We start from the raw sequence: 26,160 nt of genomic DNA, 5'->3' as shown, positions 1-26,160 counted from the left end.
GGAGTGATCAAGCGCCACGGTCGGTGACCGGTCAGCCTTTCCGACGTTGGGAAGGTGTGCAATCCGCCTCTCACGCCCGTGTGCCGGGCCGCACCCGCTGGAAGCGCCTGATCCTGGTCATGGTGCCGACCCTCGCGGTGTCCGCCGCCGTGTTCTCGGCGACCGTCAGTGGTGCGCTGGCCGCCTCGTTCGGGGTCTCCGCCAACTCCTTCATCGTGTCCGGGAGGAGTTTCCAGATCTCCGCCGACACCCTCGACGGTCACGGCTTCGTCCAGTACGGCGTGCTGGACCGGGGCAAGGCCGCGAGCTACCCGGAGGCACTCTCCGGCATCAGGTCGGCCGACCTGTACAACCTGTGCCAGTCCGTGGTCCAGGACTTCCCGGTGGTCGGCGCCGTCACCCTGCGGCTGACCTCCGGCACCGGTGGCCCCCCGGCGCACGCCGACCGCCTGGTCGTCGACGCCCACGACCTGAGGGGTGACGCCGTCTTCCAGAACATCAACATCGGTCAGGACGCCTCGACGCTTCAGGGAGTGCCCGGAGTGCAGGGCTCTCCGGGCGCCTTCGGCGAGCAGGCCGACAACGTCAAGATCGACCGACTGCGGCAGGGCACCCGCTCGGTCAGCGCCGCCACGTTCCGGCTGCCCGGACTGCACCTGACCGTGCAGACCGGCGACCACTCGTGCTACTGAAGGCAGGCATGGGAAAGCCGGGCAACGTACGAAGGAAATTCCGGGACTGGCGGCGCAGCCGCCCCTTCTGGGCCGGGGTGTGGACGCTGCTGGCGGGCGTGGAGATCCTCTCCATCCCGCTGGCACCGCTCGCCCTACTGGTGCACGAGGGCATCGCCGGTGTGTCCGGCGAGCTGATGGGCGTCTTCATGGTGATCCTCGGGCTCACCATGTGGTTCTCCCCGGGGCACCGGGTCTTCGCCGGGATCGCCACGCTGATCTTCTCGGTGGCCTCCCTGGTGCTCTCCAACTTCGGCGGCTTCGTGATCGGCTTCCTCCTCGGGATCATCGGCGGCGCCATGGCGCTCAGCTGGATCTCGGACGGACCCCCCAGGCTCGAGCAGCCGGTGCCGGACTGGAGCGGTGCGGGCGGTGGCGGCCCGGAGAAGCACCGGGAGCCAGAGGAAGCGGAGGAGGCCGAGGAGCCGGCGAAGCCCGCCAGACCGGCCAAGCCCGCCAGACCGGCCAAGCCCGCCAGACCGGCCAAGCCCGCAAGGCCGGCCAGGCCCGCGAAGGACGCCACGGGCGAGGCGACGTTCACCGCGCGGAGCCTCAGGATGCGGGCCATCGGTGCTCTGCCCGCCGGGGGAGCGCTGCTGGCGGGCGGGCTGCAGCCGATGGTGCCGCAGTCGATGGCCGTACTGCCCAGCATCGCACCGGTCCCCAGGTCCGACCGCCACACCCAGTCGCAGGCCGGTGTCTGCTCCCTGCTCAACGGCCTGATGGAGGCCAAGGGGCACGGCCACGGCAATCCGCACGAGGACGGCCTGCACGCCGGGCTCGACGGCCCCCTCGGCCTGCACAGCAACCTGGACGCGACCCTGCCGGGGCAGCGCACACGGCACCGGACGGCTCCGTACCCTCAACGGCGCAACGTCCCGGCCGAGCACCACGTCCCGGCCGAGCACCACGCCCCGGCCGAGCACCACGCCCCGGCCGAGCACCACGCCCCGTCCCCTGCGCCCAGCCACGGCGGCGGCTTCCTCGGCGCCGTCACCGGCCTGCTCGGCCTGCACCCGCACGAGCCGTCCACGGCGCCCTCCGCCCCGTCGGCCGCGCCCCGCAGGGCACCGGCGCACCAGCCTGCGCCCTCCCACGGGACCGCCCCCGCACCACGGCACGCCGAGCCCCGGCACGGCCGGCCGGAGCACGAACACGGCCACCACGACGAAGACGACCACGAACACGGCCACGACGACGACCACGACGACGACGATCACGACAGCAGCACCCTCGCCGTCGGCCCGCTGCGGCTGTCGCTGCCGAAGCTGCCCGCCGACGGCGGCATGGACCGATCGCTCCAGCCGCTGCCGCTGGACATCAGCATCGGCGACCCGGATCACGCCGATGACTCGCCCTGGTGCCTGCCGAAGGTGTCGCTGAGCCTGTCCGGCGCCGCCGCGAAGTACCGCGTCCCCACCGCCGGGCAGCCGTTCAAGATCCGTACGCCGCTGCTGGTGCTGACCGGCCTCACCTATCACGGCGTCACCAGGCTCCGGACCCGGCTCGGCCCGCAGCGGGTGCTGGTCTTCACCGCCTGGCGGGTGGACATCGCCAGCCTGAGGCAGACCGCGCCGCTGCTGCCGCCGACCTGCACCAGAGATCTGCCCGACACGTCCCACCCGCCGTTCTTCGGGTTGCCCGGGGTCGCCATCCCGCCGTTGGGCATCGGGCTGCCGGGCATCGGCTTCGTACCGTCGTCCGCGCCCGGGCCGGGGGCGTCCTGCCAGGGCGAGCTGGAGCAGGACGCGGCCCCGTGGAGCACCACGACCGCCACCGGGAAGCCCGTCGTGCTGCTGACGAAGGTGCTCAGCGGCAAGCTGCTAGGCCTGATCCCTGTCACCTTCACCCCTGACATGCCGCCACCGCTGCCGCCGGGGCTGACCATCCCGATCCCGCTGTTCTTCACCCATGTACTGGGCTTCAACCAGTTCCTGAGCGCCAAGCGGCTCACGCTGCCGGGTCTGCACCAGACGGCGTCGTAGTGCCCCCTGCCCGCCTCACCGCTGGAAACGGGTCCGCATCCGCCGGGCCAAGGTCGGCGAGGGGCGGGCGGCATCGAGCTGGGCGGCGAGCCAGCGGGAGCGCTTCTCGACGTCCAGCTCGTCCAGCAGGCGGTCGATGTTGGCGAGCAGGGCACCGTGCAGCTCCCAACTGCGCCACTCGCCGCCCATCTCGGCCTCCGCGCGCAGCAGGCCGGCGATCCGCTCCCGGTCCTCGCGCCCGTCGTGCAGCGCCTGCTCCAGCTCGGCCTCGGCCTGTTCGGCGCCTGCGCTGACCTGGGCGGTAATCAGCCGGCCGAAGCTGTCGACGGCGTCGGCGATATGGGCGAGCAGCTCGTCCAGTACGGCGGAGACAGAGGCGTCGTACACCGACTCCTGTTGGCTGCGATCCTCCGACAGGTCGGCCAGCGAGCGGCACAGCGTCCGCAGCACCACCGTGCAGACCTCCAGGGTGTCCAGGCCGCTGCGCAGGATCAGCCGGGTCATCGCGCCCTTCTCGCGCCGGACGCGGGGGTTGAGCTTGGTGCTCTCCTCCGCGCGGCGCAGCGACTCGTCGAAGCGGGCGATCTCGTTGTCCAGCCTGCGCGCCTCGTACAGCCAGGACACGGTCCGCTCACGGGACGCGCCCTCGCGCAGCTCCCTGCCGATGCGCAACAGCAGCCCGCGCAGCCGCCGGGCCAGCTCCTCCACCGCCTCGCCGGCCGGCTGTACGAAGACCGGGGGCGCGAACAGCAGGTTGAGCAGCACCCCGACCACCGCGCCGATCACCGTCTCGAGCACCCGGTCCCAGCCCTCGCCCCCGCGGTTCGTGACGCCCAGGATCAGCATGCCGCTGATCGCGACCTCGGCGACGAACTCGTCCACCCGGATGATGTGGCCCACCACCAGCGAGGCCAGGATGATCAGCCCCAGGCTCCACCAGTTCAGCCCCATCAGGTCGCCGAGTGCCACCGCGATCAGCACACCGGCGATCACGCTGAGCACCCTGCGCCAGCCGGTCTTGAGGGTGGTGTACAGGGTGACCTGGACGACCAGCAGCGCGGTTAGCGGAGCTGTCAGCGGTACGGGATTCGGGGACAGCTGCAGCGCGACGACGTACGCCAGGACGCCCGCCACGGTGGAGCGCAGCGACTGCACCACCACGGGGTCGTGGTAGGAGCGCTTGACGAGTCCGGCCAGGGCCGCGGGGAGGGCGGGCACCCTGCGAGTGTTCCCAGCGCCGGGTCCGCCACGCGGGTGAATTTCCCGGCCGTCTGCGCGAGCCGCGGGCCGGTTCCGTCCAGGACCGCGATTCTCTGCCCTATTCAGTGACCGGGACATCGCGGGACGTCAACGGCCGGAGGAGCGACATGGACAAGCGTGGGATGCGGCGCCCACTGGCCCTCGCGGCGCTCCTCCTGCTGGCGTCGGTACCGACCGCGTGCGGGGGGAGCGGCAGCACCTCGACCGGCCGGATCTCTCTCAACTGGTACAACTTCCCCGACGACTCCGGCGCCCTCCAGCAGGCCGCCGACAGCTGCACCAAGGCCTCGGGCGGCCGGTACGTCGTCAAGTACAACAAGCTTCCCCGCGCCGCCGACGGTCAGCGCCAGCAGCTCGTCCGCAGGCTCGCCGCCCACGACAAGGGCCTCGACATCCTCGGTCTCGACGTCACCTGGGCCGCCGAGTTCGCCCAGGCCGGCTGGATCCGCCCCTGGGCCGGAGCCGACCTCACCGCGGCCACCAACGACACCCTGCCCGCCTCGCTGGAGACAGCGACCTGGAAGGGCAAGCTCTACGCGGTCCCCTACAACTCCAATACGCAGCTGCTCTGGTACCGCGACGACCTGGTGCCCACGCCCCCCACGACCTGGGCGCAGATGCTCGACGTCTCCCGCGCCCTGGCCAAGGCCGGCAAGCCGCACTACGTGGAGATCCAGGGTGCGCAGTACGAAGGCCTCACCGTCTGGTTCAACACGCTCATCGAGAGCGCCGGCGGCTCCATCCTCAACGCGAGCGCCACCGCGCCCTCGCTCGGCGCGCCCGCCGTCAAGGCGGCCGGAATCATGCACGAGCTCGCCACCTCACCGGCCGCCGATCCCTCGCTGGCCAACCAGATGGAGGACACCAACCGGCTCGCCATGGAGTCCGGCGGCGCGGCCTTCGAACTCAACTACCCCTTCGTGTATCCGTCGATGAAGGCCAACCAGCCCAAGCTGTTCAAGCACTTCCGCTGGGCGGCCTACCCCCGGGTCTACGCCGACAAGCCATCGCGGCCCACCATCGGCGGCATCGACCTGGCCATCGGCGCCTACTCCAGGCACCCGGACCTCGCCCACCAGGCCGCCCTGTGCCTGCGCAACCGCGACAACCAGATGACCGCCGCGCTCAAGGGCGGCCTCCCGCCGACCCTGCGCAGCCTGTACAGCAGCCCCGAGCTCATCGCCAGCTATCCGTTCGCCGCCGACATCCTCAGCGCCCTGGAGCACGCGAGCGTCCGCCCGCAGACCCCGGCGTACCAGAACATCTCCATCGCGATCTCCCACACCCTGTCGCCACCCGCCGGGATCAAACCCGTCAGCGCGGTCAACGACATGCGTCGTCAGATCAGCGACGCCCTGCAGTCCAAGGGGTTGATCCCGTGACTCGGACCAACAATCCGGCCGCACCCGCACCCGCTCCCGCCACCGCCGAACGGCTCTCCGAAGGCGCCCGCCAGGAACGGCGGCTCGGCTGGACACTGTGCGCCCCGGCCGTCATCGTCATGCTCGCCGTGACGGCCTATCCGGTCGGCTACGCCGTCTACCTGTCCCTGCAGCGCTACGACCTGCGCTTCCCGCAACTGGCGACGTTCGTCGGCTTCAGCAACTACGGAGCCGTGCTCAGCTCGCCGTTCTGGTGGGAGGCCTTCTGGGTGACGGTGCTGATCACCGTCGTCTCCGTCGCGGTCGAGCTGACCCTCGGCATGGCCCTGGCCATCGTCATGCACCGCGCGCTCTTCGGCCGTGGCACCGTGCGGACGGCGATCCTCATCCCGTACGGCATCGTCACGGTCGTGGCCGCCTTCTCCTGGCAGTACGCCTGGACACCGGGCACCGGGTACCTGGTGGACGCGGCCGGCACCGCGCCGCTCACCGACCACTGGAAGGCCATCGGCATCATCATCCTCGCCGAGGTGTGGAAGACGACGCCGTTCATGGCGCTGCTCCTGCTGGCCGGGCTCGCCCTCGTCCCCGAGGAGACGCTGCGCGCCGCCATGGTCGACGGCGCGACGCGCTGGCAGCGCTTCCGGCTGGTCACGCTGCCGCTGATGAAGCCGGCGATCCTGGTGGCGCTGCTCTTCCGCACCCTGGACGCCTTCCGGATCTTCGACAACATCTACGTGCTGACGCAGGGCTCCAACAGCACCGGATCGGTGTCGATCCTGGGCTACGACAACCTCTTCACGGCCCTGAACCTGGGCATCGGCTCGGCGATCTCGGTGCTGATCTTCATCTGCGTCGCGATCATCGCCTTCGCCTTCATCAAGCTGTTCGGCACGGCCGCACCCGGCTCCGAGATGGGACGCTGATGACCGCCGCCAACACCAAGCGCGTCGCCGGGTGGAGCGTCGCCAACACGCTGGTCGTCCTCTACGCGCTGTTCCCGGTGTGGTGGATCGCCGCGCTGTCCTTCAAGGACCCCAGCACGCTGACGGACGGCTCCTTCATCCCGCAGAAGTGGACCTGGGCCAACTACCGGGGCATCTTCGAGACCTCGGAGTTCACCCGCGCCCTCATCAACTCCATCGGCATCGCGCTGATCTCCACCGTCATCGCGGTGGTGCTCGGCACGATGGCCGCGTACGCGGTGGCCCGGCTGCGCTTCCCCGGCAAGCAGCTCCTGATCGGCATGTCGCTGCTCATCGCGATGTTCCCGCCGATCTCGCTGGTGTCGCCGCTGTTCAACATCGAGCGCTTCCTCGGCCTGTTCGACACCTGGCCCGGGCTGATCATCCCGTACATGACCTTCTCGCTGCCGCTGGCGATCTACACCCTGTCGGCCTTCTTCCGGGAGATCCCCTGGGACCTGGAGAAGGCCGCCAAGGTCGACGGTGCCACCCCCGCCCAGGCCTTCCGGCTGGTGATCGCCCCGCTGGCGGCGCCGGGCATCTTCACCACGGCCATCCTGGTCTTCATCTTCTGCTGGAACGACTTCCTGTTCGCGATCTCCCTGACCTCGACGATCTCGGCGCGCACCGTGCCGGCCGCGATCGCCTTCTTCACCGGCAGTTCGCAGTTCCAGCAGCCCACCGGGTCGATCGCCGCCGCGGCTGTGGTCATCACCATCCCGATCATCGTGTTCGTACTGCTCTTCCAGCGCAGGATCGTCGCCGGACTGACCTCCGGGGCAGTCAAGGGCTGAGAGGACCCCCACCGTGGCCGAGATCATTCTCGAAGGCATCACCAAGCGGTTTCCCGACGGCGCCCTCGCCGTGAAGGACGTCAACCTCCACATCGCGGACGGTGAGTTCGTGATCCTCGTCGGCCCCTCCGGATGCGGGAAATCCACCACGCTCAACATGATCGCGGGCCTGGAGGACATCACCGAGGGCACCCTGCGCATCGGCGACGAGGTCGTCAACGACAAGGCCCCCAAGGACCGCGACATCGCCATGGTCTTCCAGAGCTACGCCCTCTACCCGCACATGACGGTGCGGGAGAACATGGGCTTCGCCCTGCGCCTGGCCAAGGCCGACAAGGCCACCATCACCGAGAAGGTGGGCGAGGCGGCCCGGATCCTCGACCTGACCGAGCACCTGGACCGCAAGCCCGCCAACCTCTCCGGCGGCCAGCGGCAGCGCGTCGCGATGGGCCGCGCGATCGTACGCGACCCGCGCGCCTTCCTCATGGACGAGCCGCTGTCCAACCTGGACGCCAAGCTGCGGGTGCAGATGCGCACCCAGATCTCGCGGCTGCAGCAGCGGCTGGGCACCACCACCGTGTACGTCACCCACGACCAGACCGAGGCCATGACCCTCGGCGACCGGGTCGTGGTGCTGCGGAGCGGGATCGTGCAGCAGGTCGGCTCGCCCCAGCACCTCTACGACGAGCCGCGCAATCTCTTCGTGGCCGGCTTCATCGGCTCGCCCGCGATGAACTTCCTGCACGCCACCCTGGAGAACGACGCCCTGACCACCTCGCTCGGCGTGCTTCCGATGCAGGACCGGGTGCGGCAGACCCTGGCCCGGGAGAACGCACCGCGCGAGCTGCTCGTCGGCTTCCGGCCCGAGGACTTCGAGGACGCCACGCTCGTCGACCCCTCACGCAGCGGCGTCACCTTCACGGTCACGGTGGACGTCATGGAGTCGCTGGGCTCCGATGTCTTCGTGCACTTCACCGACCCGGGCGGCCGCGCCTCCACCTCCGAGCTGGACGAACTCGCCGCCGACTCCGGCCTCACCGACACCGGCGAGACCGGCCACCAGGTCGTCGCCCGGCTCTCCGCCGAGACCCGGGCCCGGGAGGGACAGCCGATCGAGCTGTGGCTCAACACCCTGAAAGGGCACATCTTCGACCCGGCCACCGGCGTCAACCTCACCCACCCCGAGATCGTCGACCGCGACGGCCCGTGACGGCCCCGGCACCGCTGCCGGGACCGCTGGAGCATCTGGCACCTCTCCTGGCGGACTACGGCTACCTGGCGGTCGGTGTCCTGGTCTGCCTCGACAACGGAGGCATCCCGGTGCCCGGGCAGACCGTCCTGGTGGCGGCCGCCGTCTACGCGGGCACCGGGCGGCTGGACTTCGCGGGGGTGCTGGCGGTGGCCGTCGCCGCCGCGGTCGTGGGAAACAGCCTCGGCTATCTGCTCGGCCGGGTCGGCGGCCGGGCCTTAGTGCACCGCTGGGGCCGGTACGTGCTGCTGACCCCCGCCCGGCTGGAGCGGGCCGAGGACTTCTTCGGGCGGCATGGCGGGGCCGTGGTCACCTGGGCGCGGTTCGTGGACGTACTGCGCCAGACCAACGGCATCATCGCCGGCACCGTCGGCATGCCGTGGCGGCGCTTCATGGCCTTCAACGTCCTCGGGGCGGTGCTGTGGGCCGGGACGTGGGGTGGGCTCGGCTACGCGGCCGGAGCCAACATCGGGGCGATCTACGGCGCCGTCGCACGCTCGCAGCTCATCATCCTCGCGGTGGTGGGGGCCTTGGTCGTCGTCCTGGTCATTCGGCATCTGCTGCGGCGGTGACCCGCCCGGAGACGACGGCCTCGCCGAGCGCCCGGTGATCGTGCTCGTTGAGGTCGGCGTAGGTCTCGGCGAAGCGGACCAGGGCACGGTCGAAGACATCCTTGCCCCCCAGGTACGCGGCGATGGCGATCCGGTCGCCCGAGCGGGCGTGCGCGCGGGCCAGGGTGGCTCCGCACAGCTCGCCGAAGGCACGCATTCCGGCGGGGATCATGGAGGCAGGCTCGGCGATGCCCTTCCAGTCGCGCAACTGACGCACGTAGAAGTCGCGTTGGAGGCCGTCGATGCCCTCGGCCCGCTCCCAGCCCAGGAAGATGTCGCTGGCGGCCTGCATCATGCGCTGCCCGGCGACCACCCGTTCGCCCTCGGTGCGGTAGTCGGTGGCGCCCGCGTGGGCGGCCAGCACGGACTCGCCGGCCTCCTTGGCCTGCAGGAGCAGCGGGTCCTCCTCGTCCCGGCCGAGCAGCAGGACGATCCAGCAGCGGGTGCCGACGCTGCCGACGCCGACCACCTTGCGGGCCATTCCGGCCACCCGGTACTGGCCGAGCAGGGCCTGCCGGTCGGACTGGAGGGTGCGGGCGTAGCGGTCCAGCAGGTCCCGGATCCTGGTCTCGAGTGCCTCGCGCTCCTGGTCCGGGAGCAGCTCGCGGACCGGTACGAGCAGGGGCGGGTCGGAGACGATCATCCGCTCGCCGTCGATGACCTGGGTGAGCTTGGAGAAGGCCTGGAGGGTGTCCCGGCTGCGGGCCTTGGCCAGGGCGCGCGAGACCTGCCGCCGGCCCCGGCTGCGCAGTTGGTCGGCCGCGATCTCGGTCAGCCGCTCGGCATCGGCACGCTCGTACCAGACGTCGAGGTTGCCCATGCCGGCGTACGTGCGCATCCGCTCGCGGTACGAGCGCACGGTGGACCGTACGATGTCCGCCCGCTCGGCATCGGTGAAGCCGTTCTCTCGGGCCGCGATGACCAGGCTGGCGGCGAGCCGCTTGACGTCCCACTCCCAGGGGCCCGGCAGGGTCTCGTCGAAGTCGTTGATGTCGAAGACCAGGCGCCGCTCGGGCGAGGCGAGCAGCCGGAAGTTCAGCAGGTGGGCGTCCCCGCACAGCTGGGCGCGGATGCCGGAGACAGGAGTGGCGGCCAGGTCGCCGGCCATGATCGCGGCGGCGCCCCGGTAGAAGCGGAACGGCGACTCCAGCATCCTGCCGTAGCGGATCGGCACGAGTTCCGGCACGCGCTGCGCCGACTGCGCCTCGATGACGTCGACCGGGTCCGGGCGGCCGGGCGGGGGCTCGAATTCGCCGTGGGCGGAGCGCGGCGCGTGGGCCCGGGCGGCCCTGCCGAGGGCTGCGCGCTCGCTGGGGCCGAGGTGCTGGGAGCTGGGTGTCGTCATGATCAGTTCTCCGAGGGAGTGCGGAAGTTCCAGACGGTGAGGATGGCCACGGGATCTCCTCGGAGAGGACGGCTCGGTGCTCCGTACAGTAGGCGAATCCAGTCTAATCAGCACATTTTGGGCATGCCGCTCGTCATGCCGTTCAGGGGACGTTCACCGACTGATCCCGTCCGGACCCCTGGTCCGTGCCAGCGTCCGCTGGCACGATTGCGGCCGATCTCGCTGACTTGCCGTCGAGCCGACAGGGAATGGGTGGATGACAGGTACAGGTACAGGTATCAGTCGCCGGGGCTTTGTGGCGCTCTCGGCCGGCGCCGCCGCCGGAGCGGTCGTGGCCCCGGGCGTACAGCTGGCCACGGCCACGAAGGCAGCGGCCGCCACGACCGGCACGATCGCCGACGTGAAGCACGTGGTCGTCCTCATGCAGGAGAACCGCAGCTTCGACCACTACTTCGGCACCCTCAAGGGCGTACGCGGGTTCGCCGACCGCAGCGCCATCACCCTGTCCGGGGGCTATCCGGTCTTCAACCAGCCCAACGGCTCCGGCCGCCAGTACCCCTGGAAGCTCAGCGCCACGGCGGCGGCCGGGGGAGTGGACCCCGAGACGCTGGCCCAGTGCAACGGCGACCTCCCGCACAGCTGGAGCTCGCAGCACGCCGCCTGGAACCAGGGCCAGCTCGACAGCTGGGTCTCCGGCGTCGGCAACGTACGCTCGCTCGGCTACCTCGACCGCGGCGACATCCCGTTCCACCACGCGCTGGCCGACGCGTACACGATCTGCGACTCGTACTTCTGCTCGACGCTGAGCGCGACCGGCCCCAACCGTACGTTCCTGTGGAGCGGGAAGAACGACGCCACGAGCTACGACGGCGGCGACGAGTCCGGGCTGAGCTGGCAGACGTACGCCGAGGCGCTGCAGAACGCCGGGGTGAGCTGGAAGGTCTACCAGAACGCGAACGACAACTACGGCGACAACGGCCTCGCCTACTTCACCCAGTTCACCAGCGCCGCCGCAGGGACGCCGCTGCACGACCGGGGCATGGCCTCCGTGCCGAGCACCACCGGCTCGACCCCCGACGACATCGTCGCCGCCATCAAGGCGGACGTGCTGGCCGGAACGCTGCCACAGGTCTCCTGGATCGTGCCCAACCAGGCCTTCTCCGAGCACCCCTACGCTCCGCCCGGCGACGGCGCCCACTTCGTGAACCATGTGCTGCAGGCGCTGGGCGCCGACCGTACGGTCTTCGACTCCACCGTCCTGATCCTCAACTACGACGAGAACGACGGTTACTTCGACCACGTCCCGCCCCCGGTGCCGCCCTCCGGCACAGCGGACGAATACCTCAACGGCAAGCCCATCGGACTCGGCTTCCGCGTTCCGCTCATCGTCATCTCCCCGTGGACCAGGGGTGGTTGGGTCAACTCCGAGGTCTTCGACCACACCTCCGTCATCCGCTTCCTGGAGCGCTGGACGGCCGCCCTCGGCAGACCGGCGACCTGCCCCAACATCAGCGCCTGGCGCCGCAAGGTCTGCGGCGACCTCACCGGCGTCTTCGACTTCACCACCCCCGTCGGCGGTCTCCCCGCGTTCCCCTCCACCTCGGTCATCGGCATCTCCACCTGCACCTGGCTGCCGAACCCGGCGCCCACCACCAACGCCCTGCCCGCCCAGGAACCGGGCACCAAACCGGCCCGAGCCGTGCCCTACCAGCCCAACGGCTACCTCGACCGGCTCGAATTCGGCACCGGCGGCGTCATCAAGGCCTGGATCGCCATGGCCAACCAGGGCGCACCGGCGAAGAACGCCGTCCATCTCTCCATCCACCCCAACGCCTACCGCAGCCGCGTCCCCTGGCAGTACACCGTCGACCCCGGCGGCACCGCCTCCGACTACTTCAACATCGGCACCGGCTACGGAGACGGCACGTACGACCTCACCCTCGTCGGCCCCAACCGCTTCCTCCGCCGCTTCACCGGCAACGCCACCACAGCGGGCAGGTACACCGAGGTCACCAGTTCCTACGACACCGCGGCCGACACCGGCAAGCAGGCCCTCTGGCTGAAGCTCACCAACACCTCCACCGCTGCCGTGACCTTCACCGTCACCGCCAACCAGTACCGCACGGACGGCCCCTGGACCTACCAGGTCCCGGCCGGCGGCAGCGTCTCGGACCACTTCAACGCCATCGCGTACCAGAACGGCTGGTACGACCTCACCGTCACGGTCAGCACGGACGCGGCCTGGTCCCGCCGCTTCACCGGTCACATCGAGACCGGCTCACCGAGCATCACCGGCTAGGTCTAGTTGACGCAGAACTCGTTGCCCTCGGGGTCCAGCAGCGTCACCGCGTAATGGTCCAGTCCCGGCTGGGACAGGATGCGGGGGTTGGAGGCGCCGGCGGCTATCAGGTGCTCCACCTTGGCGTCCACGCGTTGCTTGCGGGCGGGAAGCGGGACCTCCTCCCGCTTTCCGCCCGTCTTGATGTCGAGGTGGAGCCGGTTCTTCACCGTCTTGCCCTCGGGCACCTGCTGGAACCAGATCCGGGGGCCGGCGCCCGCCGGGTCGACGATGGAGTCGCAGCAGTCCCCGTCGCCGAGCTCGTCCTCGGGGACGCCGATGGCGAGCCAGTACGCGCGCCAGGTGGCGGCCCCGGCGGGAGGGTCCTCCGGCCGGTAACCGAGAGCGCCGGCCCAGAAGCGCACCTGCCGTTCGGGGTCGGCGCAGTCGATGGCCAGTTGGAAATCCGTCATGTCCCCATGGTGGCGTGAGAGTCTGACAGTCGGCGATCCATCGGATGAATAGGCTGGTGGAACCCTTGTCGAGGGCGGCGACAGGCCATAGAGTCCCCTCCCGGAAGATATAGATCCGAGGTATCCGGGAGATCGTGCATGCGGAGGACACAGCTCGGGCGGAGTGGGGTCACGGTCACCCGGCTCTCCTTCGGGGCGGCGGCCATCGGCAATCTCTTCACGCCGGTCACCGACGAGGCCGCCAAGGCCGCCGTGGACGCCGCCTGGGACGCGGGCGTCCGCTACTTCGACACCGCCCCGCACTATGGGCTGGGCCTGTCCGAGCGGCGGCTGGGCGCGGCACTGCGCGACCGGCCCCGCGCCGAGTACACGGTGTCCACCAAGGCCGGCCGCCTGCTCGAGCCGGACGAGGGCACGAACGGCGACGACCTCGCCAACGGCTTCGCGGTGCCCGCCACCCACCGCCGGGTCTGGGACTTCAGTGCCGACGGCGTCCGGCGCAGCGTCGAGGACAGCCTGCGCCGGCTCGGCCTGGACCGGATCGACGTCGTCTATCTCCACGACCCCGACGACCACGCCGAACAGGCCTTCCACCAGGCCTATCCCGCCCTGGAGCGGCTGCGCGCCGAAGGCACGGTCGGCGCGATAGGCGCCGGCATGAACCAGACCGCCATGCTCACCCGCTTCCTGCGCGACACGGACGTCGACGCCGTCCTCTGCGCCGGCCGCTACACCCTGCTCGACCACCAGGCCCTGGACGAGCTGCTGCCCGAAGCCACCGCGCGCGGCAAGAGCGTCGTCGTCGGCGGTGTCTTCAACTCCGGCCTCCTCGCCGACCCCCGCCCCGACGCCACCTACGACTACGCGCCCGCGCCCGCCGCCCTCCTCGCCCGCGCCCTGCGCATCCAGGCCGTCGCCGACCGGCACGGCGTCCCGCTGCGCGCCGCCGCCCTCGGCTTCCCCCTCGACCACCCCGCCGTCGCGAGCGTGCTCGTCGGCGCCCGGTCCCCGTACGAGATCCAGGACGCGGCCGCGATGCTGCGCCACCCCGTGCCGGACGCCCTCTGGGACGACCTGCGCGCCGAAGGGCTGCTTCCGAAGGAGACCGCATGACGCCGCCGCCGCTCGTCGACGCCCACCATCACCTCTGGGACCTGGCCGTACGTGACCAGGACTGGATCACCGGCGCCGAACTCGCCCCGCTGCGCCGCGACTTCACCGTCGCCGACCTCGAGGCCGAGGCGCGGCCCGCCGGGGTCACCGCGACCGTGCTCGTGCAGACCGTCACCGTCCCGGAGGAGACCCCCGAGTTCCTCGCCCTGGCACACGGCAGCGACCTGATCGCGGGCGTCGTCGGCTGGACCGACCTCACCGCCCCCGGCGTCGCGGACACCCTCGCCAGGTTGCTCGAACTCCCCGGCGGCGACCGCCTCACCGGCATCCGCCACCAGGTCCAGGGCGAGCCCGACCCCGAGTGGCTGCTGCGCCCCGACGTCCTGCGCGGGCTCGCGGCGGTGGCCGAGGCAGGGCTGGTCTACGACCTGGTCCTCCAGCCGCACCAGCTCCCCGCCGCATACAAGGCCGCCGTCCTCCTGCCCGAACTGACCTTCGTCCTCGACCACTTGGGCAAGCCGCCCATCGCGAGCGGCGAACTCCGCCCCTGGGCCGACGCCGTACGCCCCCTCGCCACCCTCCGCAACACCGCCTGCAAACTCTCCGGCATGGTCACCGAGGCCACCTGGGGCTCCTGGACAGCGGCGGACCTGCGGCCCTACGCCGACACCGTCATCGAGGCCTTCGGCCCGGACCGCGTCATGTTCGGCTCCGACTGGCCGGTCTCCCGGCTGGCCGCCTCGTATGCCGAAGTGCTGGACACCGCCCGCGCCCTGACCGCGGACCTCGCCCCCGCCGAGCGGGACGAGATCTTCTCCGGAACGGCGACCCGCGTCTACGGACTTCGCGGGCCGGGAGGCTAGTTCTCCAGGCGGAAGCCGACCTTCAGGCCCACCTGGAAGTGCGCGATCTGCCCGTCCTCCAGCTGCCCGCGGATCTGCACCACCTCGAACCAGTCCAGATTCCGGAGGGTCTCCGACGCGCGGGTGATCCCGTTGCGGATGGCGGCGTCGATGCTGTCCGGCGACGACCCGACGATCTCCGTGACCCGGTAGGTGTGGTCCGTCATGGCGACTCCTGGCGTCCGTTGTGGTCCCGTTTCACCTCCACCGTGCCCCATCGGGCCGCCGCCCGCGAGGGGAGTGCGCGGACGGGAAGGATTGCGGGCCGCGGTCACGGGCAGGCGCTGACCGTAGGCCTGTTCATGACGCGCGGTGGAGGTGGCAGTGGTGGCGCGCCCGAACAAGGAGGTGGAGGCCCTGCTGCAGGAGTACGCCGACCTCCTCGCGATCACCGGTGGCGACGCCTTCAAGGCGCGTGCCTATGAGAAGGCCGCCCGCGCCATCGGCGGATATCACGCCGACGTCTCCCGGCTCGACAGCAAGGAGCTGCGGAAGATTCCCAACGTGGGCAAGTCCGTCGCCGACAAGGTCGCCGAGTACCTGCGCACCGGCAGCGTGTCGGCCGTGGACGAGGCCCGGGCGAAGATCCCCGCCGGAGTGCGGGAGATGACCGCGATCCCGACGCTCGGCCCCAAGAAGGCCATGGCCCTCTACCGGGACCTGCACATCGCCTCCGTCCAGGAACTCGCCGACGCCATCCACGACGAGCGGCTGCGCGGCCTCCCCGGCTTCGGCCCCAAGACCGAGGAGAACATCCTGCACGGCATCGGGCTGATGCAGGCCTCCGGCGGCCGCGCCCTGCTGGACGCCGCCACCGAGCTCGCCGAGGACCTCGTCGCCGAACTGTCGAAGATCACCGGCTGCCGGCGCTGCGCCTACGCCGGATCGCTGCGCCGGATGCGCGAGACCATCGGGGACGTCGACATCCTCGTCGCCGCGGACGACTCCGGCCCCTTCATGGAGGCCTTCACCCGACTGCCGTATGCCGCCGGCGTCATCGCACACGGCGAGAAGAAGACCTCGATCCGTACGAGCAAGGGCCTGCAGGCCGATCTGCGGGTCGTGCCACCCGACGCCTGGGGAGCGGCTCTGCAGTACTTCACCGGCTCCAGGGCGCACAACATCCGCACCCGCGAGATGGCCGTCCACCACAAGCTGAAGCTCTCCGAATACGGCCTCTTCGACACCGAGAGCGGCGAGCGCACCGCCTCCGAGACCGAGGAGGAGGTCTACGCCCGCCTCGGTCTGCCCTGGATCCCGCCCACCCTGCGCGAGGACCGCGGCGAGATCGAGGCCGGGCTGCGCGGCGAACTGCCCGACGTGGTCACGCAGGCCGACATCCGGGGCGACCTGCACACCCACACGGACCTCACCGACGGACTGGCCACGCTGGACGACATGGTGGCCGCCGCGGCCGGGCTCGGCTACTCCTACGTCGCGATCACCGACCACGCACCGGACCTGTACATGCAGCAGATGACCGACGAGAAGGTCCTCGCGCAGCGGGAGCGGGTGCGGCGGCTGGACGGAAAGCACGGCAAGACCCGCGTGCTGCACGGCACCGAGCTCAACATCGGCCCCGACGGGGACGTGGACTGGCCCGCGGAGTTCCTGGCCGGCTTCGACCTGTGCGTGGCCTCCGTGCACTCGCACTTCAACCAGTCGGCCGAACAGCTGACCCGGCGGCTCGTACGCGCCTGCGAGAACCCCCGCGTCCACATCATCGGCCATCCGACCACCCGGCTCATCGGCCGCCGGCCGGGCATCGACGCGGACCTCGACGCCGTGTTCGCCGCCTGCGCCCGCACCGGCACGGCCCTGGAGATCAACGCCCAGCCCGACCGGCTCGACCTGTCCGACGAGCACATCCTGCGGGCGAAACGGCACGGGGTGCGCTTCTCCATCGCCAGCGACGCCCACTCCGTCCTTCATCTGGACCACATGCGTTACGGAGTGGGCACGGCCCAGCGCGGCTGGCTCACGAAGGACGACGTGATCAACGCGTGGCCGCTCGGGCGGCTGCGACGCTTCCTCCAACGAAAGGTGTGAAAGACATGCTGCTTCTGGGACTCGTCCTGCTCGGCGCCTCCGGCGCCTTCGCGGGCCTGCTGATCTCGGAGAACTACTCCGGCGGTCCCGACTACGCGGTGACGATGTTCGGCAACGACCTCGGCACCGTCAACACACTCGGCGCCTTCCTGGCCGGAATCGCGCTGACCCTGGTCTTCAGCCTGGCCGTCGCGATGATCGCGAGCGGCTCGGCCCGCCAGCGGCGCCGCAACGCCGAGCTGCGCACCATGCGCCGCGCGGCGGCACGCACCTCCGACCCGGCCATGACGGAGCCGGCCGGCACCACCGCCGGCACCACCACCGGCAGCACCGCGGGCACCACCGCCACCACCGAGCCCGCCGCCCGTCGCCACCGGCGCGTGCACCTCTTCGGGCACTGACCGCTCCGGAGATGCCCGGCGGAGAGTCCGCCCCCATGCTGGTAGGCGACGGCTGCAAGGAGACCGAAGTGACCACCGCGAAAATCTGCTGCGTGCCGGGCGCCCCGTGCTGGGTCAGCCTGATGGCACGCGACCTGGATGTCGCGATGGCCTTCTACGGCCCTCTGCTCGGCTGGACCTTCACGCCGGGCCCTGACCGCTGGGGCCCGTACGTACGGGCCGTCGTGGACGGCACCGAGGTCGCGGGCATCGGCGCCATCGCCCGGAACTGGGAGACCTCGGTCGCCTGGACGACCTACTTCGGCGTCGAGAGCGCCGACGCCACCGCGGCCGACATCCGCGACCGGGGCGCCACGGTCGGGGTCGGCCCGCTGGAGTTCGACGCCGGGCGACTGGCCATCGCCGCCGACCCCCAGGGTGCCTCGTTCGGCATCTGGGAGGGCGTGCCCGGCCCTCCCAGAAAGCTGCGCCTCCCCGGCGCGCCCGCCTGGATCGAACTCCGTACGCGTGACGCCTTCGCGTCCGCCATGTTCTACGGCGAGATCTTCGCCTGGGACCGCCGCGACCCCAACCGCTACGTCGTGGAGTGGGAGAACGACCGCGTTGTCCTCTACGTCGACGGGCACCCCGTCGCCGGCCTCCGCGGCGGCGGCGTCGAGGCCGCGGCCGACCCCCGGGTCCGGCCCCGCTGGCACGTCTTCTTCGCCGTCCCCGACATCGACGACGCCGTCCAGCACGCCAAGGAGCTCGGCGGCGAGATCACCGGCGAACCCATGGACAGCGCCTACGGCCGCGTCGCAGGCGTCCGCGACCCCGAGGGCGGCCTGCTCTCCCTGATCAGCGACCACCCATAGCCCGTCGCGGAGCCCTAGACCACCTTGCGCCGTACCAGTGCGCCCAGCACCAGCGCTCCCGGCAGCAGCGGCAGCCACACCGTGATGATCCGAAAGCCCAGCACGGCCGACGTCGCGGCGCCCACCGGCGCGCCCGCCGTCACCAGGGCCAGGGCGAGCGCGGCGTCCACCGAGCCGATGCCACCCGGGGCCGGGATGGCAGAGGCCAGGACGCTCGCGACGAGGTAGGCGACGGCGACGTGCGCCATGGGGACCGGCAGGTCGAGTGCGGCGGAGACGGCGACCAGGCCGGCCGCCTGGAGCGCAGGGAAGGCCAGGGAGCCGCCCCACAGGGCCAGGGCGCGGGCCGGGCGGCGGTGGACGGAGCGGGCGTCGGCCAGGGCGGTGCCGAGGAAGCGGCGTACGAGCCTGCGCAGGGGCCGTACGACCAGCACGGCGACCGCCACCGCCCCCGCGACCAGCCCGGCCGTCATCGCGACCCGCACCCCGGCGCCGCCGTCGACCAGTCCGCCCAGCCGCAGCGCGTGCGGAAAGCCCGCCAGCAGTGCGAGCAGCAGCGCCACCCGCCCGGTCGCCTCCGCCAGCATGTACAGGGCCAGCGCGGCCGAGGAACGCCCGGCCGTCAGGCCACAGCCCCGCAGAAAGCGCAGGTTCACCGCGCCCGCGCCGAGCCCCGACGGCAGCAGGTGATTGGCGGCGCCGGCCGCGAACTGGGCGGCCAGCAGCCGGTACGGCGGCAGCCGCTCCACCACGGCCCCCTGCCGGGCGAACGACACCGCGACCCACCCGAGCCCTGTGACGGCGACCGCCACGAGCAGCCAGTGCCGGTCCGCCGTGAGCAGCCGCCGCACGCCGTCCGCGAGCAGCGCCCGGTGCCACACCGCCCACAGCACGACGGCCACCAGCGGCACCAGGCACAGCGCCTGCCGCCAGGGCAGCTTGCGCCGGAAGGGTGTGTCCGCTGTCGCCATGCCCCCAGCGTTCCCACCCCCGGCGACCTCCAGGTGTCGCCCGCCCGGCATCCGGCGGGCGCGGTGGTTGCCGGATGGTCGGTCCATACGAGGCACCCTTTCCACCGAGTGCGGCCCGCCGGGCGGTCAGCGCCCCGGTGCGGTGGTACAGAAGCCGTCATGGACTGGTTCACGGCGCCCGACGACTGGCTGAGCAGACTGGTCATCCAGCGCGGTCTGGCCGTCGTGTATCTGGTCGCCTTCCTGGCCGCGGCGAACCAGTTCCGGGCGCTCATCGGTGAGCGGGGGCTGCTGCCGGTGCCCGCGTTCCTCGAGCAGGTGCCCTTCCGGCAGGCGCCGAGCCTCTTCCACCTCCGCTACTCCGACCGGCTGTTCGCCACCGTCGCGTGGACCGGGGCGGCGGGGTCGGCGGCACTGCTGGCGGGGGCGGCCGACCACGCGCCGCTGTGGGTCGCGATGGCGGCCTGGGCGGCGGTGTGGGCGCTGTACCTGTCCATCGTCAACGTCGGCCAGACCTGGTACTCGTTCGGCTGGGAGTCGCTGCTCCTGGAAGCGGGCACGCTCGCCGTCTTCCTCGGCAACGAGCGCACCGCGCCACCGGTGGTCGTGCTGTGGCTGATGCGCTGGCTGGTCTTCCGCGTCGAGTTCGGCGCCGGGCTGATCAAAATGCGCGGGGACGCCTGCTGGCGCGATCTGACCTGCCTGTACTACCACCACGAGACGCAGCCGATGCCGGGCCCGCTGAGCTGGTTCTTCCACCACCTCCCGGGGCCCGTGCACCGGGTCGAGACGGCGGCCAACCATGTCGCCCAACTCGTCGTTCCCTTCGCGCTGTTCACCCCGCAGCCGGTCGCGAGCGTGGCCGCCTCGATCGTCATCGCCACCCAGCTGTGGCTGATCCTGTCCGGCAACTTCGCCTGGCTCAACTGGCTGACCGTCGTCCTCGCCGTCTCCGCCTTCGACGGCTCCCTGATCGCCGAGCCGCCCGCCCTCCCGGCCGCCCCCACCTGGTACGAGGCCCTGGTGCTCGCCTTCGCCGCACTCGTGCTCGTGCTGAGCTACTGGCCTGCCCGCAACCTCCTCTCGCGCCGCCAGATGATGAACGTCTCCTTCGACCGCCTCCACCTGGTCAACGCGTACGGCGCCTTCGGCAGCATCAACCGCATCCGCCTCGAAGTGGCCGTCGAAGGCACCGACGAACCCGAGATCACCCCGGACACGGTGTGGAAGGAGTACCCCTTCAAGGGCAAGCCCGGCGACCCCCACCGGCTGCCGCGCCAGTACGCCCCGTACCACCTGCGGCTGGACTGGATGATGTGGTTCGCGGGGATCTCGGCCTCGTACGCCTGGCCGTGGTTCGTGCCCTTCCTCGGCAAGCTGCTGGAGAACGACCCCGCGACCCTGAAGCTGCTGCGCGGCAACCCCTTCCCCGACGCCCCGCCGACCTATGTCCGGGCCCGGCTCTACCACTACCGCTTCACCGACTGGGCGACCCTGCGCAGCACCGGAGCCTGGTGGCGGCGCACGCTCGTACGGGAATACCTGCCGCCGGTGAACCGCCAGACCCTGGACCGGCGGTACTAGGACCCTAGGCTGGAAGAGTGGCCGACGAGCTGACGCTGAGGTTCCCCGCCGAGCTGTGGCTGTTCCTGGCGGCGCGGAACCGGGTGCCGGAGCTGCGGGTGCCCTACGACGGGACGTCATCGCTGGGGCATGTCGTGGAGTCGCTCGGCGTCCCCCTGACCGAGGTGGGCGGGATCGTCGCCGACGGGGACCGGGTGGAGGTCCGCGCCGTCGGCCGGCCGCAGCGCCTGCCGGACGGGCAGGGGCGGTTCGTGCTCGACGTCCACCTCGGCTCGCTGGCCCGCAGGCTGCGCCTGGTCGGCGTGGACACCGCCTATCGCAACGACCTCGACGACGACCAGCTGATCGAGCAGGCCACCGCCGAGCACCGCGTCCTGCTGACCAAGGACCGGGGCCTGCTCAGCCGCCGTGCACTGCCCGCGGGCGCGTATGTCCGGGGCGACCGCGCCGACGAGCAGCTGCGCGACGTCCTGGACCGCTTCGCCCCGCCGCTGGCGCCCTGGACCCGCTGCACCGCCTGCAACGGCACGCTGGCCCCGGTCGGCAAGAGCGAGGTCGAGCACCTGCTACGGCCCGGCACCCGCCGCACCCAGGACGCCTTCGTACGGTGCCGGGCCTGCGGGCACGTCTACTGGCCGGGGGCCCATCACGGGCGGCTGGAGGAGATCGTGGCCTCCGCCATCCGGGTGAAGGCCTGAGCGTCGCGCACTGCCGCTGCCCCCGGGTCGTTGTTGAAGTACACATGGACATCGGCGCTCGCCGGCCAGGTGTCGGCGATCCGCCGGACCCAGGTCTGCAGCGCCTGGCGGCCGTAGTGCGGCCACGGCCGTGCGATGCCCTCGTGGAAGCGGACGTACCCCCAGTCGGCGGTCCGCCACAGCGGCGTCACCGGCCGCGCCCGCCGGTCGGCCCAGCACAGGGCGGCGCCGCGCCGCTCCAGTACGGCCCGGACCTCGTCCGTCCACCAGGAGTCGTGGCGCGGCTCCACGGCCACCCGCGTGCCGCGCGGGAAACAGCGCAGGCAGGCGTCCAGGGCGGCGGCGTCGGCCCGCAGCGTCGGCGGCAGCTGCAGCAGCACCGGGCCCAGGCGGTCGCCGAGCCCGGCGGCGTGCTCCATGAGGCGGTGGACGGGCTCCTCGGGGTCCCGCAGCCGCTTGATGTGGGTGAGATAGCGGCTGGCCTTGACCGCCATCAGGAATCCGGGCGGTGTGCGGCGGCCCCAGTCGGCGAAGGTCTCCCGGGTCGGCAGCCGGTAGAAGGCGTTGTTGCTCTCCACCGTGGGAAAGCGGGCGCTGTACGACTCCAGCCACAGGCGTTGCGGGCAGCCGGGCGGGTAGAAGACCCCGCGCCAGTCCTTGTACTGCCATCCGGACGTCCCGGTGAGTACGGCCATGCTGTCAGGCTAGATCGGACTGGATACCGCTGGGGGTGAGAACCCATGCAGTTCATCGACCGCGCGGACGCCGGGCGCCGCCTCGCCGCACAGCTGCCCCACCTGCGATCCGAGCACCCCGTCGTCCTCGGCCTGCCGCGCGGCGGCGTCCCGGTGGCGTACGAAGTGGCCCGGGCGCTGCACGCCCCCCTCGACATCGTCGTCGTACGGAAACTCGGCGTCCCGTACCACCGGGAGCTGGGCTTCGGCGCCATCGGAGAGGGCGGGGCGAGGGTCGTCAGTGACGACATCGTCCGCATGACCCACGTGAGCCGGGACGACCTCGAGGAGGTGGAGCGCCACGAGGAGGCCGAGCTCACCCGGCAGGCCCACCGCTTCCGCGACGGCCGCCCCCGCACCGACCTGCGCGGCCGCACGGTGATCGTGGTGGACGACGGCGTCGCCACCGGCGCGACCGCGCTGGCCGCCTGCCAGGTCGTACGGGCCCAGGGCGCGGCCCGCGTCGTGGTGGCCGTCCCGGTGGGGGCGCCGGACGCGGTGGCGGCGCTGCGCGTGGCGGCCGACGCGGTGGTGTGCCTGCACGCGCCGCAGTCCTTCTTCGCGGTCGGCGAGTGGTACCGGGACTTCTCGCAGACCGGCGACGAGGAGGTGTCGGCGCTGCTCAAACGGGCCGCCGTCCGGGCGCCCACGACCGTCGAGAACCGGTACGAGGCGGGCGGGGTCCGCCTCACCGGGGACCTCACGCTGCCCGATGGAGCGGAGGCCGTCGTGGCGTTCGCCCACGGCACCGGCAGCAGCAGGCACAGCCCCCGCAACCGGGCCGTGGCCTCCGCGCTCAACGAGGCCGGTCTCGGCACCCTGCTCCTCGACCTGCTCACCCCCGAGGAGGAGGGCGACCGGGGATACGTCTTCGACATCGGGTTGCTGGCCCGACGGCTCACGGACGTCACCCGCCGGCTGCGCGCCGAGGCGCAGGGCCTGCCCATCGGCTACTTCGGGGCCAGTACCGGCGCCGCGGCCGCCCTGTGCGCGGCCGCGGACGCCGCCGACGCGGGGGAGGACATCGCGGCGGTGGTTTCGCGCGGCGGCCGGCCCGACCTCGCCGGGCCCCGGCTCGGCCACGTACGGGCGCCCACGCTGCTGATCGTCGGCGGCGCCGACCGGGCCGTACTCGATCTGAACCGCCGGGCGCAGGAGGAGCTGCGCTGTCCGAACCTGCTCCATGTGGTCCCCGGGGCCACGCACCTCTTCGAGGAGCCCGGCGCACTCGAGCAGGTGGCCCACCTCGCAAGGGACTGGTTCCTGGGACACCTCCCGCACCGCTCGTCGCCTTACCCTGAGGGGAAGGGGTAGCAGCTGATCAGGAGGCCTCGATGAGCAGCTCGGTCACGATGCTGGATGCCCTCCCCGCGAACCACCGGCGCACGTTCCTGGAGCAGGCGTCCAAGGTGACCTTCCCGCAGGGATGGCGGATTTTCGACGAGGGCCGGTTCGCCGACCGGTTCTGGATCGTACGGTCGGGCGCGGTGTCGCTGGACATGACCATTCCGGGCCGGGGACTGGTGAGCGTCGAGACGCTCGGACCCGGCGAGTTGCTCGGCTGGTCCTGGCTCTTCGCCCCGTACCGCTGGCAGCTCGGTGGCCGGGCCCTCGGCAGCGTCGGCGCGTACGAGTTCGGCGCCGCCGAGATCCGTGACCTGTGCCGGGAGGACCCGGCACTGGGCCACGCGATCGTGCTCGCCGCAGCCGAGACCATCGCCCACCGGTTGAACTCCGCGCGCAACCGGATGATCGACATCTACGGGCCCCGACTGCAGGAGCACGCTTGAACGACCGGCTCAGTGAAGCTTGGCGGGCTTCGACGTGCGGTGCTTGTTGTTCTTGAAGACGTTCTTCTTGCCCGTACGGTCCGAGAACAGGTCGACCGGGCGGTTGCCGAAGGCCTCGTTGCACTCGATCTTGTTGTTGCGCGGGTCGGCGCCGCCGATGCCCTTGGTGGAGAAGACGGCGATGCCGCCCGAGGCGAGCGATGTGCCGGTGTGGCGGTTGCCGTCGGCGGTGTTGTGGACCACGGTCACGTCGTGGACGCCGGCCAGGCCGATACCGAGGCCGGACAGCGCGGGCACGTCGCCCATCGCCGCGCAGTGGCGGGAGTTGCCGTTGGCGGTGTTGTCGCGCAGCGTCATTTTGCCGCCCGCGATGGCACCCATGCCGCTGTTCACCGCGAGGATGCCGGCGCAGTTGTCGCCGGTCCGGTTGCCGGAGACGGTGACCCCGGTCGAGTCCCGGACCAGGACGCCGATGTCGTTCTTCCAGGCGTTGTTGTCGCCGACCCAGCCGCGGGCGTCGGGGGAGTCGCCCAGGTAGATGCCGGCCTCGCCGGAGCCGGTCGCGTCGTTGTTGGTGAGCGCGGTGTTCGTCCCGTGGAAGGAAGTGACCCCGTACTCCTTGTTGCTTACGGCCTTGATGTGCTCGGCCCGGAAGTCGTGGGTGCCGAAGCCGACCACACCGTCGTCGGTGAAGCCGCGGACCTCGAAGCCCGTCACCTTCACGTGCGCGACCGGCCGGACGACCTTCCCCTTCTTGTCCACCTTGCCCATGACACAGATGCCGTTGCTGCCCTCGCACGCCGTCCTGCGCGGCTTCTTCGGCTGACTGATGACGGAGCCGTGTGTGCCCCAGCCGGAACCCACGAGTGTCAGCGACTTCGTGACGACGACGTTCTCGGTGTAGTGCCCGGGCTGCACGAAGACCGTGTCACCGGGCCGTGCCCGGTCAACCGCCTTCTGGATCGGCGTGCCCTTGCCCGGCTTCACCACGAACGTCGTGTGGTGCGGCTGCGGGTGGAGAGCGGGGGTTGCCTGTGCTGCTCCTGCGCCGCCGCAGAACAGCGGTCCTGCGACGAGCGCGCAGGCCAAGGCGATACGGGTGGGGTTGCCCACCATGTCTGCCTCCTGAGAGATCGACCGACTGGCCACGGACTGTCATATCTCTCGGGTTGGCGCATTATCGGCAGCGGCGTTCGACCAGCCGGTCGTTTCAGCCCATTGGCCGATCGTCAGGACGCTGACGACGCTGGCGTCGTGGGCGGTGAGGTGCTCGGGCTGACGGAGGGCGACGACGATGTCGTGGGCGCGGCCGTACGGGTGGTGCGGATCGCGGTGGGCGCCGGGGTGGCGGGGGCCGACCGGGGGCGGTCCTGGGCGCCGGTGGTACCGACGGGGCGGATGAACCAGGACCCGTGGTCCGGGTCGTAGATGACGAACTGCGTCAGCCGGTGCGAGGCGGGGGCGACCGCGATCACGTCGGAGGCCCGGAAGGAGGACCACGCGGACCCGGTGAACGTCTCGGGGCCGTTGGTGGCGGGCGGGGGCTGAAGCGGGTTGCCGCCGGGGCAGCGCAGGCGGGGGAGACCGTGCGGGCCGGCCAGCATGGCGGTGCCGCGCTCGAGGACGGCGGGGAAGGCCACGGCGGAGCTGCCGCGGTAGCCGTAGTCGGTGACGCGGGTGTCGGCGCGCAGCAGCACCGGGGTCAGCCCCTGCAGATACGAGGGAATGGCGGAGGCGTCGATGCCGACGACGCCCGCGAAGGCCTTGGCCTTGACGGGGTCCGCGGTGAGGAGCTTGGCGAGGCGTGAGACGTCGCAGCTGGAGACGCCGCGGTGGCCGCCGTACAGGCCCGGCGTGGAGCCGGCGACGGCGGGCGCGCCGAACTCGTCGCCGGGGGAGGCGCTGGCGGTGGGGGTCGGGACGTCCGTGGGGAGGGAGTCGTCGGCCACGGAGGGGGTGAAGGGGGCGGGGCCGGGCGCGGGGGCGGCCAG

The 26,160-nt window shown here is 71.5% G+C and carries 25 protein-coding genes; 17 read left to right on the top strand and 8 right to left on the bottom strand.

Features of this window, described 5'->3' with window-relative positions; genetic code table 11:
• Window positions 1-56: 56 nt before the first annotated feature.
• Window positions 57-692 (top strand): DUF6230 family protein, encoded by a 636-nt coding sequence (locus tag ACFXJ5_RS21045; RefSeq protein ID WP_384632943.1) that lies wholly within the window; start codon window positions 57-59, stop codon window positions 690-692.
• 8 nt (window positions 693-700) lie between these two features.
• Entirely contained in the window at window positions 701-2,716 is a 2,016-nt protein-coding gene (locus ACFXJ5_RS21040) for a DUF6114 domain-containing protein (RefSeq protein WP_384632940.1), read from the top strand.
• Window positions 2,717-2,731: 15 nt separating this feature from the next.
• Here the strand turns inward: ACFXJ5_RS21040 and ACFXJ5_RS21035 are convergent, their stop codons facing one another.
• Window positions 2,732-3,934, bottom strand: a complete 1,203-nt coding sequence (locus tag ACFXJ5_RS21035; RefSeq protein ID WP_384632937.1) for an aromatic acid exporter family protein — start codon at window positions 3,932-3,934, stop codon at window positions 2,732-2,734.
• A 149-nt stretch (window positions 3,935-4,083) separates the two neighbouring features.
• Here ACFXJ5_RS21035 and ACFXJ5_RS21030 point away from each other — a divergent pair, with 149 nt between their 5' ends.
• From ACFXJ5_RS21030 to ACFXJ5_RS21010, 5 genes are read left to right on the top strand one after another with little or no spacing between them, the layout of a single operon-like run.
• Window positions 4,084-5,358, top strand: a complete 1,275-nt coding sequence (locus ACFXJ5_RS21030; RefSeq protein ID WP_384632934.1) for an ABC transporter substrate-binding protein — start codon at window positions 4,084-4,086, stop codon at window positions 5,356-5,358.
• Complete coding sequence (locus ACFXJ5_RS21025; RefSeq protein ID WP_384632931.1) at window positions 5,355-6,284, top strand: carbohydrate ABC transporter permease; 930 nt, start codon at window positions 5,355-5,357, stop codon at window positions 6,282-6,284. The genes ACFXJ5_RS21030 and ACFXJ5_RS21025 overlap by 4 nt, the downstream gene beginning before the upstream one ends.
• A complete protein-coding gene (locus ACFXJ5_RS21020) occupies window positions 6,284-7,117 on the top strand; it encodes a carbohydrate ABC transporter permease (RefSeq protein ID WP_384632928.1) in 834 nt (277 codons plus the stop codon). The genes ACFXJ5_RS21025 and ACFXJ5_RS21020 overlap by 1 nt, the downstream gene beginning before the upstream one ends.
• Before the next feature lie 13 nt (window positions 7,118-7,130).
• A complete protein-coding gene (locus ACFXJ5_RS21015; protein WP_384632925.1) occupies window positions 7,131-8,327 on the top strand; it encodes an ABC transporter ATP-binding protein in 1,197 nt (398 codons plus the stop codon).
• Complete coding sequence (locus tag ACFXJ5_RS21010) at window positions 8,324-8,938, top strand: DedA family protein (RefSeq protein ID WP_384632922.1); 615 nt, start codon at window positions 8,324-8,326, stop codon at window positions 8,936-8,938. The genes ACFXJ5_RS21015 and ACFXJ5_RS21010 overlap by 4 nt, the downstream gene beginning before the upstream one ends.
• On the opposite strand, the gene ACFXJ5_RS21005 is transcribed toward ACFXJ5_RS21010, so the two are convergent.
• Window positions 8,913-10,322, bottom strand: a complete 1,410-nt coding sequence (locus ACFXJ5_RS21005) for a DUF2252 domain-containing protein (protein ID WP_384632920.1) — start codon at window positions 10,320-10,322, stop codon at window positions 8,913-8,915. The genes ACFXJ5_RS21010 and ACFXJ5_RS21005 overlap by 26 nt on opposite strands.
• Window positions 10,323-10,578: 256 nt before the next feature.
• Between ACFXJ5_RS21005 and ACFXJ5_RS21000 the strand changes: the two genes are divergently transcribed.
• A complete protein-coding gene (locus ACFXJ5_RS21000; protein ID WP_384632917.1) occupies window positions 10,579-12,621 on the top strand; it encodes a phosphocholine-specific phospholipase C in 2,043 nt (680 codons plus the stop codon).
• A 2-nt stretch (window positions 12,622-12,623) separates the two neighbouring features.
• Here the strand turns inward: ACFXJ5_RS21000 and ACFXJ5_RS20995 are convergent, their stop codons facing one another.
• Window positions 12,624-13,073 (bottom strand): VOC family protein, encoded by a 450-nt coding sequence (locus ACFXJ5_RS20995; protein ID WP_384632914.1) that lies wholly within the window; start codon window positions 13,071-13,073, stop codon window positions 12,624-12,626.
• Window positions 13,074-13,211: 138 nt separating this feature from the next.
• Between ACFXJ5_RS20995 and ACFXJ5_RS20990 the strand changes: the two genes are divergently transcribed.
• The gene (locus ACFXJ5_RS20990; RefSeq protein ID WP_384632911.1) at window positions 13,212-14,186 is read left to right on the top strand and encodes an aldo/keto reductase; all 975 of its coding nucleotides are present in this window, start codon (window positions 13,212-13,214) and stop codon (window positions 14,184-14,186) included.
• A complete protein-coding gene (locus ACFXJ5_RS20985; RefSeq protein WP_384632908.1) occupies window positions 14,183-15,049 on the top strand; it encodes an amidohydrolase family protein in 867 nt (288 codons plus the stop codon). The genes ACFXJ5_RS20990 and ACFXJ5_RS20985 overlap by 4 nt, the downstream gene beginning before the upstream one ends.
• Here ACFXJ5_RS20985 and ACFXJ5_RS20980 read toward each other — a convergent pair.
• Window positions 15,046-15,255: a dodecin gene (locus ACFXJ5_RS20980; RefSeq protein WP_384632905.1), complete on the bottom strand. Its 210-nt coding sequence runs from the start codon at window positions 15,253-15,255 to the stop codon at window positions 15,046-15,048. The two genes, ACFXJ5_RS20985 and ACFXJ5_RS20980, sit on opposite strands and share 4 nt — an antisense overlap.
• A 160-nt stretch (window positions 15,256-15,415) precedes the next feature.
• Here ACFXJ5_RS20980 and polX point away from each other — a divergent pair, with 160 nt between their 5' ends.
• From polX to ACFXJ5_RS20965, 3 genes are all read left to right on the top strand, one after another.
• A complete protein-coding gene (gene polX, locus ACFXJ5_RS20975) occupies window positions 15,416-17,137 on the top strand; it encodes a DNA polymerase/3'-5' exonuclease PolX (protein WP_384632902.1) in 1,722 nt (573 codons plus the stop codon).
• A 5-nt stretch (window positions 17,138-17,142) separates the two neighbouring features.
• On the top strand, window positions 17,143-17,538 hold the full coding sequence (locus ACFXJ5_RS20970; protein ID WP_384632899.1) for a hypothetical protein: 396 nt from the start codon (window positions 17,143-17,145) through the stop codon (window positions 17,536-17,538).
• A 68-nt stretch (window positions 17,539-17,606) separates the two neighbouring features.
• On the top strand, window positions 17,607-18,392 hold the full coding sequence (locus tag ACFXJ5_RS20965; protein ID WP_384632896.1) for a VOC family protein: 786 nt from the start codon (window positions 17,607-17,609) through the stop codon (window positions 18,390-18,392).
• 14 nt (window positions 18,393-18,406) lie between these two features.
• On the opposite strand, the gene ACFXJ5_RS20960 is transcribed toward ACFXJ5_RS20965, so the two are convergent.
• Window positions 18,407-19,363 carry a YbhN family protein gene (locus ACFXJ5_RS20960; protein WP_384632893.1) on the bottom strand — a complete coding sequence of 319 codons (957 nt, stop codon included), beginning with the start codon at window positions 19,361-19,363 and terminating at the stop codon, window positions 18,407-18,409.
• 159 nt (window positions 19,364-19,522) lie between these two features.
• On the opposite strand from ACFXJ5_RS20960, the gene ACFXJ5_RS20955 reads away from it, so the two are divergent.
• Entirely contained in the window at window positions 19,523-20,947 is a 1,425-nt protein-coding gene (locus ACFXJ5_RS20955; RefSeq protein WP_384632891.1) for a lipase maturation factor family protein, read from the top strand.
• Window positions 20,948-20,964: 17 nt separating this feature from the next.
• The gene (locus ACFXJ5_RS20950) at window positions 20,965-21,645 is read left to right on the top strand and encodes a Mut7-C RNAse domain-containing protein (RefSeq protein ID WP_384632888.1); all 681 of its coding nucleotides are present in this window, start codon (window positions 20,965-20,967) and stop codon (window positions 21,643-21,645) included.
• Here ACFXJ5_RS20950 and ACFXJ5_RS20945 read toward each other — a convergent pair.
• Window positions 21,594-22,340, bottom strand: coding sequence for a DUF72 domain-containing protein (locus tag ACFXJ5_RS20945; RefSeq protein WP_384632885.1), 747 nt, complete (start codon window positions 22,338-22,340; stop codon window positions 21,594-21,596). The two genes, ACFXJ5_RS20950 and ACFXJ5_RS20945, sit on opposite strands and share 52 nt — an antisense overlap.
• A gap of 45 nt (window positions 22,341-22,385) precedes the next feature.
• On the opposite strand from ACFXJ5_RS20945, the gene ACFXJ5_RS20940 reads away from it, so the two are divergent.
• Window positions 22,386-23,693: a phosphoribosyltransferase family protein gene (locus ACFXJ5_RS20940; protein WP_384632883.1), complete on the top strand. Its 1,308-nt coding sequence runs from the start codon at window positions 22,386-22,388 to the stop codon at window positions 23,691-23,693.
• 20 nt (window positions 23,694-23,713) lie between these two features.
• On the top strand, window positions 23,714-24,169 hold the full coding sequence (locus tag ACFXJ5_RS20935) for a Crp/Fnr family transcriptional regulator (protein ID WP_384632881.1): 456 nt from the start codon (window positions 23,714-23,716) through the stop codon (window positions 24,167-24,169).
• 9 nt (window positions 24,170-24,178) lie between these two features.
• Here ACFXJ5_RS20935 and ACFXJ5_RS20930 read toward each other — a convergent pair whose 3' ends face one another.
• Complete coding sequence (locus tag ACFXJ5_RS20930) at window positions 24,179-25,285, bottom strand: nitrous oxide reductase family maturation protein NosD (protein ID WP_384632878.1); 1,107 nt, start codon at window positions 25,283-25,285, stop codon at window positions 24,179-24,181.
• Between the two features lie 113 nt (window positions 25,286-25,398).
• On the bottom strand, window positions 25,399-26,160 hold a 762-nt coding region (locus ACFXJ5_RS20925), incomplete at its 5' end, for a DUF6777 domain-containing protein (RefSeq protein ID WP_384632875.1).

The sequence above is a fragment of the Streptomyces sp. NPDC059373 genome (assembly GCF_042751495.1).
Lineage (GTDB): Bacteria > Actinomycetota > Actinomycetes > Streptomycetales > Streptomycetaceae > Actinacidiphila.
The sequence above is the reverse complement of the archived record's forward strand: the minus strand, read 5'-3'. Positions and strand labels throughout refer to the sequence as shown.

What these genes read in the sequence shown, in the direction of transcription:
- ACFXJ5_RS21040 (WP_384632940.1), top strand. Translation starts at nt 701, where the DNA reads ATGGGAAAGCCGGGCAACGTACGAAGGAAATTCCGGGACTGGCGGCGC.
- ACFXJ5_RS21030 (WP_384632934.1), top strand. Translation starts at nt 4,084, where the DNA reads ATGGACAAGCGTGGGATGCGGCGCCCACTGGCCCTCGCGGCGCTCCTC.
- ACFXJ5_RS21020 (WP_384632928.1), top strand. Translation starts at nt 6,284, where the DNA reads ATGACCGCCGCCAACACCAAGCGCGTCGCCGGGTGGAGCGTCGCCAAC.
- ACFXJ5_RS21005 (WP_384632920.1), bottom strand. Translation starts at nt 10,322, where the DNA reads ATGACGACACCCAGCTCCCAGCACCTCGGCCCCAGCGAGCGCGCAGCC.
- ACFXJ5_RS21000 (WP_384632917.1), top strand. Translation starts at nt 10,579, where the DNA reads ATGACAGGTACAGGTACAGGTATCAGTCGCCGGGGCTTTGTGGCGCTC.
- ACFXJ5_RS20995 (WP_384632914.1), bottom strand. Translation starts at nt 13,073, where the DNA reads ATGACGGATTTCCAACTGGCCATCGACTGCGCCGACCCCGAACGGCAG.
- ACFXJ5_RS20990 (WP_384632911.1), top strand. Translation starts at nt 13,212, where the DNA reads ATGCGGAGGACACAGCTCGGGCGGAGTGGGGTCACGGTCACCCGGCTC.
- ACFXJ5_RS20985 (WP_384632908.1), top strand. Translation starts at nt 14,183, where the DNA reads ATGACGCCGCCGCCGCTCGTCGACGCCCACCATCACCTCTGGGACCTG.
- ACFXJ5_RS20980 (WP_384632905.1), bottom strand. Translation starts at nt 15,255, where the DNA reads ATGACGGACCACACCTACCGGGTCACGGAGATCGTCGGGTCGTCGCCG.
- ACFXJ5_RS20970 (WP_384632899.1), top strand. Translation starts at nt 17,143, where the DNA reads ATGCTGCTTCTGGGACTCGTCCTGCTCGGCGCCTCCGGCGCCTTCGCG.
- ACFXJ5_RS20960 (WP_384632893.1), bottom strand. Translation starts at nt 19,363, where the DNA reads ATGGCGACAGCGGACACACCCTTCCGGCGCAAGCTGCCCTGGCGGCAG.
- ACFXJ5_RS20955 (WP_384632891.1), top strand. Translation starts at nt 19,523, where the DNA reads ATGGACTGGTTCACGGCGCCCGACGACTGGCTGAGCAGACTGGTCATC.
- ACFXJ5_RS20945 (WP_384632885.1), bottom strand. Translation starts at nt 22,340, where the DNA reads ATGGCCGTACTCACCGGGACGTCCGGATGGCAGTACAAGGACTGGCGC.
- ACFXJ5_RS20940 (WP_384632883.1), top strand. Translation starts at nt 22,386, where the DNA reads ATGCAGTTCATCGACCGCGCGGACGCCGGGCGCCGCCTCGCCGCACAG.
- ACFXJ5_RS20935 (WP_384632881.1), top strand. Translation starts at nt 23,714, where the DNA reads ATGAGCAGCTCGGTCACGATGCTGGATGCCCTCCCCGCGAACCACCGG.
- ACFXJ5_RS20930 (WP_384632878.1), bottom strand. Translation starts at nt 25,285, where the DNA reads ATGGTGGGCAACCCCACCCGTATCGCCTTGGCCTGCGCGCTCGTCGCA.